Genomic DNA, 13,071 nt, shown 5'->3' with positions numbered 1-13,071 from the left:
CTGATCAACCCGATCGCCATGGAAGAAGGCCTGCGCTTCGCCATCCGCGAAGGCGGCAAGACCGTCGGCGCCGGCGTGGTCGCCAAGATCATCGAGTGATGTGATTCGGAGGGGTATAGCTCAATTGGCAGAGCGTCGGTCTCCAAAACCGAAGGTTGTAGGTTCGATTCCTACTGCCCCTGCCACCTGAATCCAGGTGGTTCCCGAAAAAAGCCCGTCACTTGCCTGACGGGCTTTAGCGTCTGAACGGCGCACGTGTTTGATTGCAGCATTAAGGCCGAAATGGCGACTTCGCAAGTTGAAACTGTCAGTACCGGCGCGGACAAGGCCAAGTTGGCCGTGTCTGCGGCGCTCGTCATTGCGGCGCTGGCTGGCTTTTACCTGCTGGGCAAGCAGGGGCAGGTGGCTCAGTGGGGCGCGCTGATCGTCGGCCTGGCCGCAGCGGTGGCGTTGTTCTTCAGCAGTGAGCCCGGTCGCCAGTTGATCGCCTTCGGCCGCGATGCCTGGCGCGAGGTCAAGAAGGTCGTCTGGCCGACGCGCAAGGAATCCATGCAGATGACAGCGTACGTGTTCGCCTTCGTCGTCGTCATGGCCTTGTTCCTGTGGTTCACGGACAAGACCTTGGAATGGGTGCTGTACGACCTCATCTTGGGCTGGAAGCGATAAATGACTGACGCAGTGGAATCTCCCGCGACGGACGCGATGCCGGGCCCGACCAATCCGGATTTCCGGTGGTACATCGTCCATGCCTATTCGGGCATGGAGAAGGCTGTCGAGCGCAACATCACCGAGCGCATCACGCGCGCTGGCATGCAGTCCAAGTTCGGCCGCATCCTGGTGCCAACCGAAGAGGTCGTCGAGGTCAAGAATGGCCAGCGCCGCACGACCGAGCGTCGCCTGTTCCCGGGCTATGTGTTCGTCGAGATGCTGATGGACGACGAGTCCTGGCACCTGGTCAAGCACACCAACAAGGTGACCGGCTTCGTCGGTGGCGCCAAGAACCGTCCGGCCCCGATCTCCGAAGACGAAGTCGTCAAGATCGTCAGCCAGATGCAGGAAGGCGTGGAGAAGCCGCGCCACAAGGTCGAGTTCCTGGTCGGCGAGTACGTGCGCGTCAAGGAAGGCCCCTTCACCGACTTCAACGGTTCGGTCGAGGAAGTCAACTACGACAAGAACAAGGTCCGCGTGTCCGTCACCATCTTCGGCCGCGCCACCCCTGTCGAGCTGGAATTCAGCCAGATCGAGAAAACCTGATCCAGAGCGCCGGGCGTGAGCCCGGCCTCGATGGCACCGCGCTTTTTCGACTCGGCGCGGCCGCTGTGTGTTAGCGAGAGTCTTCACCCCCGGGGAGCCGAGGCGGCCTGCACAGGCGGACCGAAGCGCTGGTACCCGCAAGGAGTTCATTCATGGCGAAGAAAATCGTCGGCTTCATCAAGCTGCAAGTGCCAGCTGGTAAGGCCAACCCGTCCCCCCCGATCGGCCCGGCCCTGGGTCAGCGCGGCCTGAACATCATGGAGTTCTGCAAGGCGTTCAACGCCCAGACCCAAGGCGTCGAGCCGGGCCTGCCGCTGCCCGTGGTGATCACCGCCTTCGCGGACAAGAGCTTCACCTTCATCATCAAGACGCCGCCCGCGACCGTCCTGATCAAGAAGGCCATCAAGCTGGACAAGGGTTCGGCCACGCCGCACACCGTCAAGGTCGGCAAGATCACCCGCGCGCAGCTGGAAGAGATCGCCAAGACCAAGCTGAAGGACATGAACGCCGCGAACGTGGATGCTGCCATCCGCACGCTGGCCGGTTCCGCCCGTTCCATGGGCATCACGGTGGAGGGCGTCTAAATGACCAAGCTGACCAAGAAGCAAAAGTCGCAACAGGGCAAGATCGACAGCACCAAGCTGTACGCCCTGACCGATGCGCTGACCATCGTCAAGGAAGCTGCCACCGCCAAGTTCGATGAATCCATCGACGTGGCCGTGCAGCTGGGCATCGACGCCAAGAAGTCCGACCAGGTCGTGCGTGGCGCCGTCGTGCTGCCCAACGGCACCGGCAAGACCAAGCGCGTCGCCGTGTTCGCCCAGGGCGCCAAGGCCGAAGAAGCCAAGGCCGCCGGCGCCGACATCGTCGGCATGGACGACCTGGCCGCCATGGTCAAGGCTGGCGACATGCCCTTCGACGTGGTCATCGCTGCACCGGACGCCATGCGCGTCGTCGGTACGCTGGGCCAGATCCTGGGCCCGCGCGGCCTGATGCCGAACCCCAAGGTTGGCACCGTGACGCCCGACGTCGCCACGGCCGTGAAGAACGCCAAGGCGGGCCAGGTCCAGTTCCGCGTCGACAAGGCCGGCATCATCCACGGCACCATCGGTCGCCGCTCGTTCGATTCGGACAAGCTGCAAGGCAACCTGGTGGCCCTGATCGATGCACTGACCAAGGCCAAGCCGGCTTCGAGCAAGGGCTTGTACCTGCGCAAGGTGGCGGTCTCGTCGACCATGGGTGTGGGTGTCCGTGTGGACACCCAGTCCATCTCGGCGTAATCGCAAGAAATTTGGGCTGCTCCGCAAGGGGTGGCCCAAGGTGGTGGGCCGGGCGGCTGCAAAGCCGCCCGGGCCATCCAAGACCGTTGGCGTCTCTTCACAGGGACTTAATCGCGCAAGCAACCAACGCAGATGGCGATCCCGCTGCAGATGGATTTTTTCCTGAACAGTTGGTCGCTGCAAGAAGGCGTGTCGGAAGGCTCCGGCCCGAAGACACAAATCAAAGGAGTAGACCTTGAGTCTGAATCGCAGTGAGAAAGAAGCGGTCATCACCGAAGTGACCAGCCTCGCCGCAAATGCTCAGACGCTCGTGATGGCGGAATACCGCGGCATCACGGTCGCCGACATGACCCGCCTGCGCTCCAACGCGCGCAGCGCTGGCGTGAGCCTGTCCGTGTTGAAGAACACGCTGGCCCGCCGCGCTGTCGCTGGCAGCGCATTCGAAGTCGCGTCCGACCAGATGACCGGCCCGCTGATCTATGGCTTCTCTACCGATGCCGTGGCCGCCGCGAAAGTGGTGTCCGAGTTCGCGAAGACCAACGACAAGTTGGTCATCCGCGGCGGTGCATTTGGTGGCAAGGCCCTGGACGTCGACGGCGTCAAGCAACTGGCGAACATCCCTTCGAAGGAAGTCCTGCTGGCCCAGATCTGTGGCCTGCTGATGTCCCCGATCTCGCGCACGGCCGTGGTGCTGGGCGCGCTGGCGGCCAAGAAGGGCGAAGGCGCAGAACCCGCAGCCGAGGCTCCCGCAGCCGAAGCCGCCGCAGCCTGATCGAACGATCGCGCGGCACAACCAACTTATTTAGGAAATCAAAATGGCATTCGATAAAGACGCATTCCTGACCGCCCTCGACAGCATGACGGTCCTCGAACTCAACGACCTGGTCAAGGCCATCGAAGAGAAGTTCGGCGTGAGCGCAGCCGCCATGGCGGCTCCCGCTGCTGGCGGCGGCGCTGCCGCTCCGGCCGCTGAAGAAAAGACCGAATTCAACGTCGTGCTGGTCGAAGCCGGCGCGAACAAGGTCTCCGTCATCAAGGCCGTGCGCGAAATCACGGGCCTGGGCCTGAAGGAAGCCAAGGACCTGGTCGACGGCGCTCCGAAGAACGTCAAGGAAGGCATTGCCAAGGCCGACGCCGACGCAGCCAAGAAGAAGCTGGAAGACGCTGGCGCCAAGGTCGAACTCAAGTAATCACTTGGTTCTCCAAGGCTGGAGTGTCCGATACGGGCCTCCAGCCTTTGGTGCTTGTGGGGTGTTGCAAAACGCCCCGCTGCAAAGGGCAGCCGAAAGCGGTTCAATCCCGTTTTCGAGTGTCTTTTGACTCGACTGCAAAAGACGACTTGGTACGGGCGATGTGCAACGCATCGCCGTCCGCCATAGGTTGGTAGTGGCCAGCCGCCAAGTTCACCGCACAGGAGCATGTGCCGGTGCCTCAGTCGCAGGATTTGTATCCTCGCCCGGAGAATTCATGGCCTATACCTACACCGAACGAAAGCGCATTCGCAAGAACTTTGGCAGCCGCGACAGCGTGTTGGACGTTCCCTACCTGCTGCAGATGCAAAAGGACGCGTACACCGCGTTCCTGCAGGCGGACATTGTCCCCGCGAAACGTGCGACCGAGGGCTTGCAGGCGGCGTTCGAAGCGGCCTTCCCGATCGTCTCGCACAACGGCTACGTCGAGATGAAGTACGTCGAGTACAACCTCGCCAAGCCGGCCTTCGACGTGCGCGAGTGCCAGACCCGCGGCCTGACCTTCGCCTCGGCCGTGCGCGCCAAGGTGCAGTTGATCATCTACGACCGTGAGTCGTCGACGCCCCAGTCCAAGGTGGTCAAGGAAGTCAAGGAGCAGGAGGTCTACATGGGCGAAGTGCCCTTGATGACCGAGAAGGGCTCCTTCATCGTCAATGGCACCGAGCGCGTGATCGTCTCGCAGCTGCACCGTTCGCCGGGCGTGTTCTTCGAGCACGACAAGGGCAAGACGCACAGCTCGGGCAAGCTGCTGTTCTCCGCACGCATCATTCCCTACCGCGGCTCCTGGCTGGACTTCGAGTTCGACCCGAAGGACATCCTGTACTTCCGCGTCGACCGCCGCCGCAAGATGCCGGTCACGATCCTGCTCAAGGCCATCGGCCTGAACCCGGAATCGATCCTGGCGAACTTCTTCGTCAACGACAACTTCCGCCTGATGGACAGCGGCGCGCAGATGGAGTTCGTCGCCGAACGCCTGCGCGGCGAGGTGGCGCGCTTCGACATCACCGACAAGTCCGGCAAGGTCATCGTCGCCAAGGACAAGCGCGTCACGGCGCGCCACACGCGTGATCTGGAGCAGTCCGGCACCACGCACATCAGCGTGCCCGAAGACTTCCTGATCGGCCGCGTGGTCGCGCGCAACATCGTCGACGCCGACACCGGCGAGATCATCGCCAAGGCCAACGACGAGCTGACCGAAGCGCTGCTCAAGAAGCTGCGCCAGTCCGGCGTGCAGGATCTGCCCGCGATCTACACCAACGAACTCGACCAGGGCGCCTACATCAGCCAGACCCTGCGCTCGGACGAAACCGCCGACGAGTTCGCCGCGCGCGTGGCCATCTACCGCATGATGCGCCCCGGCGAGCCGCCGACGGAAGACGCCGTGCAGGCCCTGTTCCAGCGCCTGTTCTACAACCCGGACACGTACGACCTGTCGCGCGTGGGCCGCATGAAGTTCAATGCCAAGGTCGGCCGCGACGAGTCGACCGGCCCCATGGTGCTGACCAACGAGGACATCCTCGCCGTGGTCAAGATCCTGGTGGACCTGCGCAACGGCCGCGGCGAAGTCGACGACATCGACCACCTGGGCAACCGCCGCGTGCGCTGCGTCGGCGAACTGGCCGAAAACCAGTACCGCGCCGGCCTCGCCCGCATCGAGAAGGCGGTCAAGGAACGTCTGGGCCAGGCCGAGCAAGAACCGCTGATGCCGCACGACCTGATCAACTCCAAGCCGATTTCCGCGGCCCTGAAGGAGTTCTTCGGTGCCTCGCAGCTGTCGCAGTTCATGGACCAGACCAACCCGCTGTCCGAGATCACGCACAAGCGCCGCGTCTCGGCTCTGGGCCCGGGCGGTCTGACCCGCGAACGCGCCGGCTTCGAGGTGCGCGACGTGCACGTGACCCATTACGGCCGCGTCTGCCCGATCGAAACGCCGGAAGGCCCGAACATCGGCCTGATCAATTCGCTGGCCCTGTACGCCCGCCTGAACGAGTACGGCTTCATCGAGACGCCGTACCGCCGCGTGGTCGACGCCAAGGTCACCGACCAGATCGACTACCTGTCGGCCATCGAGGAAGGCAAGTACGTCATCGCCCAGGCCAACGCCGAGCTGAACGCCGAAGGCCAGCTGACCGGCGAACTGGTGTCGGCCCGAGAGAAGGGTGAATCCATCCTGGTCAGCGCCGAGCGCATCCAGTACATGGACGTGTCGCCTGCGCAGATCGTCTCCGTGGCGGCCTCGCTGGTGCCGTTCCTCGAGCACGACGATGCGAACCGCGCGCTGATGGGCGCCAACATGCAGCGCCAGGCCGTGCCCGTGCTGCGTCCCGAGAAGCCGTTCGTCGGCACCGGCATCGAGCGCGTCTCCGCGGTCGACTCCGGCACCGTGGTCACGGCACGCCGTGGCGGCATCGTCGACTACGTGGACGCCACCCGCATCGTGGTGCGCGTGAACGACGCCGAAGCCGTCGCCGGCGAAGTCGGCGTGGACATCTACAACCTGATCAAGTACCAGCGTTCCAACCAGAACACCAACATCCACCAGCGTCCCATCGTCAAGCGTGGCGACCTGCTGGCCAAGGGCGACGTGGTGGCCGACGGCGCCTCCACCGACCTGGGTGAACTGGCTCTGGGCCAGAACATGCTGATCGGCTTCATGCCCTGGAACGGCTACAACTTCGAAGACTCGATCCTGATCTCCGAACGCGTGGTGGCCGACGACCGCTACACCTCGATCCACATCGAGGAACTGGTGGTCATGGCCCGCGACACCAAGCTGGGCGCTGAAGAAATCACGCGCGACATCCCGAACCTGGCCGAGCAGCAGCTCAACCGCCTGGACGAGTCCGGCATCATCTACGTCGGTGCCGAAGTCATGCCCGGCGACACGCTGGTCGGCAAGGTCACGCCCAAGGGCGAGACCACGCTGACGCCCGAAGAGAAGCTGCTGCGCGCCATCTTCGGCGAGAAGGCTTCCGACGTGAAGGACACCTCGCTGCGCGTGGACCAGGGCTCGCAAGGCACGGTCATCGACGTGCAGGTGTTCACGCGCGAAGGCATCCAGCGCGACAAGCGCGCCCAGCAGATCATCGACGACGAACTCAAGCGCTTCCGCCTGGACCTGAACGACCAGCTGCGCATCGTCGAGGCCGACGCGTTCGACCGGATCGAGAAGCTCTTGAACGGCCGCGTCGCCAACGGTGGCCCGCAGCGCCTGGCCAAGGGCACCAAGATCGACAAGGCCTACCTGGCCTCGGTCGAGAAGTTCCACTGGTTCGACATCCGCCCGGCGGAAGACGAAGTCGCGAGCCAGCTCGAGTCGATCAAGAACTCGATCGAGCAGCAGCGCCACAGCTTCGACCTGGCCTTCGAAGAAAAGCGCAAGAAGCTCACGCAAGGCGACGAGCTGCCCGCGGGCGTGCTCAAGATGGTCAAGGTCTACCTGGCCGTCAAGCGCCGCCTGCAGCCTGGCGACAAGATGGCCGGCCGCCACGGCAACAAGGGTGTGGTGTCCAAGATCGTTCCGGTCGAAGACATGCCCCACATGGCCGACGGCACGCCGTGCGACATCTGTCTGAACCCGCTGGGCGTGCCCTCGCGCATGAACGTGGGCCAGGTGCTGGAAGTGCACCTGGGCTGGGCCGCCAAGGGCATCGGCCAGCGCATCGGCGACATGCTGCAGCGTGAAGCGCGTGCCAACGAGCTGCGCGGCTACCTGGAGTCGGTCTACAACAGCGCCGGCCGCAAGGAAGACCTGTCCGAGCTGGACGACACCCAGGTGCTGGAGATGGCGCAGAACCTGTCGCAGGGCGTGCCCTTCGCGACGCCGGTGTTCGACGGCGCTGCCGAAGAAGACATCCGCGCCATGCTCAAGCTGGGCTACCCGGACGAAGTCGCCGCGGCCAAGGGCCTGACGGAGACGCGCACGCAGGCCTACCTGTTCGACGGCCGCACCGGCGAGCGCTTCGAGCGCCCGACCACGGTGGGCTACATGCACTTCTTGAAGCTGCACCACTTGGTGGACGACAAGATGCACGCCCGCTCGACCGGCCCGTACTCGCTGGTCACGCAGCAACCGCTGGGCGGCAAGGCCCAGTTCGGCGGCCAGCGCTTCGGGGAAATGGAAGTGTGGGCGCTGGAAGCCTACGGCGCTTCCTACACCCTGCAGGAAATGCTGACCGTGAAGTCCGACGACGTGGTCGGCCGTACCAAGGTGTACGAGTCCATCGTCAAGGGCGAACACGCCATCGAAGCCGGCATGCCGGAATCGTTCAATGTGCTGGTCAAGGAAATCCGTTCCCTGGGCCTGGACATCGAGCTGGAACGCAGCTAATCAGGGCAAGGCAAAGGAAACAACGCTATGAAGTCACTACTCGACCTGTTCAAGCAGTTCACGCCGGATCAGCATTTCGATGCGATCAAGATCGGCATGGCCTCGCCCGAGAAGATCCGTTCCTGGTCCTTCGGTGAGGTGAAGAAGCCCGAGACCATCAACTACCGCACGTTCAAGCCCGAGCGCGACGGCCTGTTCTGCGCCAAGATCTTCGGCCCCATCAAGGACTACGAGTGCCTGTGCGGCAAGTACAAGCGCCTCAAGCACCGCGGTGTGATCTGCGAGAAGTGCGGCGTCGAAGTCACGCAGACCAAGGTGCGCCGCGAGCGCATGGGCCACATCGACCTGGCCGCGCCCTGCGCGCACATCTGGTTCCTGAAGTCGCTGCCCTCGCGGCTGGGCCTGGTGCTGGACATGACGCTGCGCGACATCGAACGCGTGCTGTATTTCGAAGCGTACGTCGTGACCGACCCCGGCATGACCCCGCTGAAGAAGTACGCGATCATGACCGAGGACGACCATGACGCGAAGCGCAAGGAATACGGTGACGAATTCCAGGCCAAGATGGGTGCCGAGGGCATCAAGGACCTGCTCGAGAGCATCGACATCGACGACGCTATCGAGAAGCTGCGCAACGACCTGACCGGCTCGGAAGTCAAGATCAAGAAGAACGCCAAGCGCCTGAAGCTCTTGGAAGCGTTCAAGAAGTCCGGGATCAAGCCCGAGTGGATGGTGCTGGACGTGCTGCCCGTGCTGCCGCCGGACCTGCGTCCGCTGGTGCCGCTGGACGGTGGCCGCTTCGCGACCTCGGACCTGAACGACCTGTACCGCCGGGTCATCAACCGGAACAGCCGTCTGCGCCGTCTGCTGGAGTTGAAGGCTCCGGAAATCATCGCGCGCAACGAGAAGCGCATGCTGCAGGAGGCTGTGGACAGCCTGCTGGACAACGGCCGCCGTGGCAAGGCCATGACGGGCGCGAACAAGCGCGCCCTGAAGTCCCTGGCCGACATGATCAAGGGCAAGAGCGGCCGCTTCCGCCAGAACCTGCTGGGCAAGCGCGTCGACTACTCCGGCCGCTCGGTCATCGTGGTGGGCCCGACGCTCAAGCTGCACCAGTGCGGCCTGCCCAAGCTGATGGCGCTCGAGCTGTTCAAGCCCTTCATCTTCTCGCGCCTGGAAGCCATGGGCATCGCGACCACGATCAAGGCCGCGAAGAAGGAAGTCGAGTCCGGCACGCCGGTGGTCTGGGACATCCTGGAAGAGGTCATCAAGGAGCATCCGGTCATGCTGAACCGTGCTCCGACGCTGCACCGCCTGGGCATCCAGGCTTTCGAGCCGATCCTGATCGAAGGCAAGGCCATCCAGCTGCACCCGCTCGTTTGCGCGGCCTTCAACGCCGACTTCGACGGTGACCAGATGGCCGTGCACGTGCCGCTGTCCGTGGAAGCGCAGATGGAAGCCCGCACGCTGATGCTGGCCTCCAACAACATCCTGTTCCCCGCCTCCGGCGAGCCGTCCATCGTGCCGTCGCAGGACGTGGTGCTGGGGCTGTACTACACGACGCGCGAGCGCATCAACGGCAAGGGCGAGGGCCTGATCTTCGCCGACACCGGTGAAGTGCGCCGTGCCTTCGACGCGGGCGAGCTCGACCTGAACGCCAAGATCAATGTGCGCCTGACCGAGTACACCAAGGACAAGGCCACGGGTGAGTTCGTGCCCTCGACCAGCCTGGTGGAAACCACGGGCGGCCGCGCGCTGCTGTCGGAGATCCTGCCCAAGGGGCTGCCGTTCTCCAACATGAACAAGGCGCTCAAGAAGAAGGAAATCTCCAAGCTGATCAACGTCAGCTTCCGCAAGTGCGGCTTGAAGGAGACCGTGGTCTTCGCCGACAAGCTGCTGCAGTCCGGCTTCCGCCTGGCGACCAAGGCCGGCATCTCCATCTGCATCGACGACATGCTGGTGCCCAAGGAGAAGGCCGGCATCATTGCGCGCGCCCAGAAGGAAGTGAAGGAGATCGAGCAGCAGTACGTCTCCGGTCTGGTGACTGCCGGCGAGCGCTACAACAAGGTGGTGGACATCTGGGGCAAGTCGGGCGACGAAGTGTCCAAGGTGATGATGGCGCAGCTGTCCAAGCAGAAGGTCACCGACCGCCACGGCAAGGAAGTGGACCAGGAGTCCTTCAACTCCATCTACATGATGGCCGACTCGGGCGCCCGCGGTTCCGCCGCGCAGATCCGCCAGGTGGCCGGCATGCGGGGCCTGATGGCCAAGCCGGACGGCTCCATCATCGAGACGCCCATCACGGCGAACTTCCGTGAGGGCCTGAACGTGCTGGAGTACTTCATCTCCACCCACGGTGCCCGCAAGGGTCTGGCCGACACGGCGCTGAAGACGGCGAACTCGGGTTACCTGACGCGCCGCCTGGTCGACGTGACGCAGGATCTGGTCGTGACCGAAGACGACTGCGGCACGCACGACGGCACCGTCATGCGCGCCATCGTCGAGGGCGGTGAAGTCATCGAGTCGCTGCGCGACCGCGTGCTGGGCCGCACCACGGCCGAGGACGTGTTGCACCCCGAAAACCGCTCGGTGCTGCTGGCCGCTGGCGAGATGCTGGAGGAAGACACCATCGACGGGCTGGAAGCGGCCGGCGTCGACGAGGTCAAGGTCCGCACCGCGCTGACCTGCGCCACGCGCTTCGGCATCTGCGCGAAGTGCTATGGCCGCGACCTGGGCCGCGGGGGCCTGATCAACATGGGCGAAGCGGTCGGTGTGATCGCCGCCCAGTCGATCGGCGAACCCGGCACGCAGCTGACCATGCGGACCTTCCACATCGGTGGTGCGGCCTCGCGTGCGGCGATCGCCTCCAGCGTGGAAGCCAAGTCCAGCGGCTCGGTGGGCTTCAACGCCACGATGCGCTACGTGACCAACAGCAAGGGCGAGTTGGTGGTGATCGCGCGTTCGGGCGAGATCATCATCTCCGAGCACGGCCGTGAGCGCGAGCGCCACAAGGTGCCCTACGGTGCGACGCTGGCCGTCAAGGCCGACCAGAGCATCAAGGCCGGTACCGTGCTGGCCAACTGGGACCCGCTGACGCGCCCCATCATCACCGAGTTCGCAGGCCGTTCGAAGTTCGAGAACGTGGAAGAGGGCCTGACGGTCGCTCGCCAGGTCGACGACGTGACGGGCCTGTCCACGCTGGTGGTCATCGACCCCAAGCGCCGCGGCGCGGTGAAGGTCGTGCGTCCGCAGATCAAGCTGGTCGATGCCAATGGCAACGAGGTGAAGATCCCCGGCACCGACCACTCGGTGACGATCGGCTTCCCGATCGGCGCGCTGATCCAGGTGCGTGATGGCGAGGAAGTGGGCCCTGGCGAAGTGCTGGCCCGCATCCCGGTCGAAGGCCAGAAGACGCGCGACATCACCGGCGGTCTGCCGCGGGTGGCCGAGCTGTTCGAAGCCCGCACGCCCAAGGACAAGGGCCTGCTCGCCGAGCAGACCGGTACCGTGTCGTTCGGCAAGGAGACCAAGGGCAAGATCCGCCTGCAGATCACCGATCCGGAAGGCAAGGTCTGGGAAGAGCTCGTGCCCAAGGAAAAGAACATCGTGGTGCACGAAGGCCAGGTGGTCAACAAGGGCGAGTCCATCGTCGACGGTCCGGCCGATCCGCAGGACATCCTGCGCCTGCTGGGCGTCGAGGAACTGGCGCGCTACATCGTCGACGAGGTGCAGGACGTCTACCGCCTGCAGGGCGTGAAGATCAACGACAAGCACATCGAGGTGATCGTGCGCCAGATGCTGCGCCGTGTCGTGGTCGACAACGTCGGCGAGTCCGGCTACATCGCGGGTGAACAGGTCGAGCGTTCCGAGATCCTGAACACCTCCGAGGCACTGCAGCGCGACGGCAAGATCCCGCCGACCTACACCAACGTGCTGCTGGGTATCACCAAGGCCTCGCTGTCGACCGACTCGTTCATCTCCGCGGCGTCCTTCCAGGAAACCACGCGCGTGCTGACCGAAGCGGCCATCATGGGCAAGCGCGACGAGCTGCGTGGCCTGAAGGAAAACGTCATCGTCGGCCGCCTGATCCCCGCAGGTACCGGCATGGCCTACCACCAGGCACGCAAGGCCAAGGACCTGATGGACGACGCCGAGCGCCGCGCCATCGCCGAAGCCGAAGCCGCCGAACTGGCAGGCCAGGAAGCCACGGCCGACACCGCTGGCGACGCTCCGGCCGGCGAGTAAGCCGTACCGCGTTCCGTGCCGGCGTCATGCCGGCCCAACCCCGGGTTGCCTATCATGGCCCCGGGGTTTTTTCATGGGTGACCGATCGATGGAGATGTGGACGTGATGCATGCAAGCTGGAGCACCTGGTTGGCCTGGGGAGGCGGGGCCGCGGTGCTGCTGTTCTGGGGCGTGGGCGCCTACAACCGCCTCGTGCGCCTGCGCACCAAGGTGTGGTCCATCTTCGCCAGCCTGGTGGCGCAGCTGGAGCGCTATGCCGCCTGGATGGCCGAGCATGCGCCCGAGCCGCCGCCAGGCGATGCACCGCCGCGGGCCGGAGATGCGTGGAGCAACCTGCGGGCGGCCAGTGCGCAGTTCTCGGCCTCCCTGGCCGCGGTGCGCGGCAAGCCTTCCGATACGGCCGCCATGGCCGGGCTGGTGGCCGCGCGCGCCGTGCTCGCCATGGCCTGGCAGTACCTGGACGATGAGACGCTGGCACGCGCGCGCAGCGGCCAGCCGGTGGCGGCACTGCGCTCGGACTGGGAGGCCGTGGGCACGCAGGTCCAAGGAGCCGAGCGTGCGTATGCGGCCGCGGTCGAGGTCTACAACCGGGCGGTGCGGCAGTTTCCGGCGCTGTTGCTGGCCTGGTTGTTCGGCTTCAAGCGGGCGCGCACGCTGTAGCTGAGCATATGCAGAGAATGTCTGTCGGGGCTGCATGCCGTCGTGGATACTG

The 13,071-nt window shown here is 64.6% G+C and carries 10 protein-coding genes, 1 tRNA gene and 1 pseudogene; all 12 read left to right on the top strand.

Annotation, left to right across the window (positions count from 1 at the left end; translation table 11 throughout):
* A pseudogene (locus ASF45_RS34680) lies at nucleotides 1-99 on the top strand (elongation factor Tu); the annotation flags it as partial.
* 10 nt (nucleotides 100-109) lie between these two features.
* Nucleotides 110-185: transfer RNA gene (locus ASF45_RS18600), tRNA-Trp, on the top strand.
* Nucleotides 186-282: 97 nt separating this feature from the next.
* Nucleotides 283-666, top strand: a complete 384-nt coding sequence (gene secE, locus ASF45_RS18595; protein ID WP_056665927.1) for a preprotein translocase subunit SecE — start codon at nucleotides 283-285, stop codon at nucleotides 664-666.
* Complete coding sequence (nusG, locus tag ASF45_RS18590; protein WP_056665924.1) at nucleotides 667-1,254, top strand: transcription termination/antitermination protein NusG; 588 nt, start codon at nucleotides 667-669, stop codon at nucleotides 1,252-1,254. It begins immediately after the preceding gene.
* 152 nt (nucleotides 1,255-1,406) lie between these two features.
* The gene (gene rplK, locus ASF45_RS18585) at nucleotides 1,407-1,838 is read left to right on the top strand and encodes a 50S ribosomal protein L11 (protein ID WP_056665921.1); all 432 of its coding nucleotides are present in this window, start codon (nucleotides 1,407-1,409) and stop codon (nucleotides 1,836-1,838) included.
* Entirely contained in the window at nucleotides 1,839-2,534 is a 696-nt protein-coding gene (gene rplA, locus ASF45_RS18580; protein WP_056665917.1) for a 50S ribosomal protein L1, read from the top strand.
* A 132-nt stretch (nucleotides 2,535-2,666) separates the two neighbouring features.
* On the top strand, nucleotides 2,667-2,789 hold the full coding sequence (locus tag ASF45_RS36850; RefSeq protein WP_255357802.1) for a hypothetical protein: 123 nt from the start codon (nucleotides 2,667-2,669) through the stop codon (nucleotides 2,787-2,789).
* Nucleotides 2,770-3,306, top strand: coding sequence for a 50S ribosomal protein L10 (rplJ, locus tag ASF45_RS18575; protein WP_056665914.1), 537 nt, complete (start codon nucleotides 2,770-2,772; stop codon nucleotides 3,304-3,306). Before ASF45_RS36850 ends, rplJ begins: the two co-directional genes overlap by 20 nt.
* Nucleotides 3,307-3,349: 43 nt before the next feature.
* Entirely contained in the window at nucleotides 3,350-3,724 is a 375-nt protein-coding gene (rplL, locus tag ASF45_RS18570) for a 50S ribosomal protein L7/L12 (RefSeq protein ID WP_056665911.1), read from the top strand.
* Between the two features lie 277 nt (nucleotides 3,725-4,001).
* Entirely contained in the window at nucleotides 4,002-8,114 is a 4,113-nt protein-coding gene (rpoB, locus tag ASF45_RS18565; protein WP_056665908.1) for a DNA-directed RNA polymerase subunit beta, read from the top strand.
* 27 nt (nucleotides 8,115-8,141) lie between these two features.
* Entirely contained in the window at nucleotides 8,142-12,359 is a 4,218-nt protein-coding gene (rpoC, locus tag ASF45_RS18560) for a DNA-directed RNA polymerase subunit beta' (RefSeq protein ID WP_056665905.1), read from the top strand.
* 105 nt (nucleotides 12,360-12,464) lie between these two features.
* Nucleotides 12,465-13,019: a LemA family protein gene (locus ASF45_RS18555; protein ID WP_056665901.1), complete on the top strand. Its 555-nt coding sequence runs from the start codon at nucleotides 12,465-12,467 to the stop codon at nucleotides 13,017-13,019.
* Nucleotides 13,020-13,071 lie beyond the last annotated feature (52 nt).

This window comes from Pseudorhodoferax sp. Leaf265 (assembly GCF_001422365.1).
Taxonomy (GTDB): domain Bacteria; phylum Pseudomonadota; class Gammaproteobacteria; order Burkholderiales; family Burkholderiaceae_C; genus Pseudorhodoferax.
This window is presented reverse-complemented; position numbering and strand designations above follow the sequence as displayed.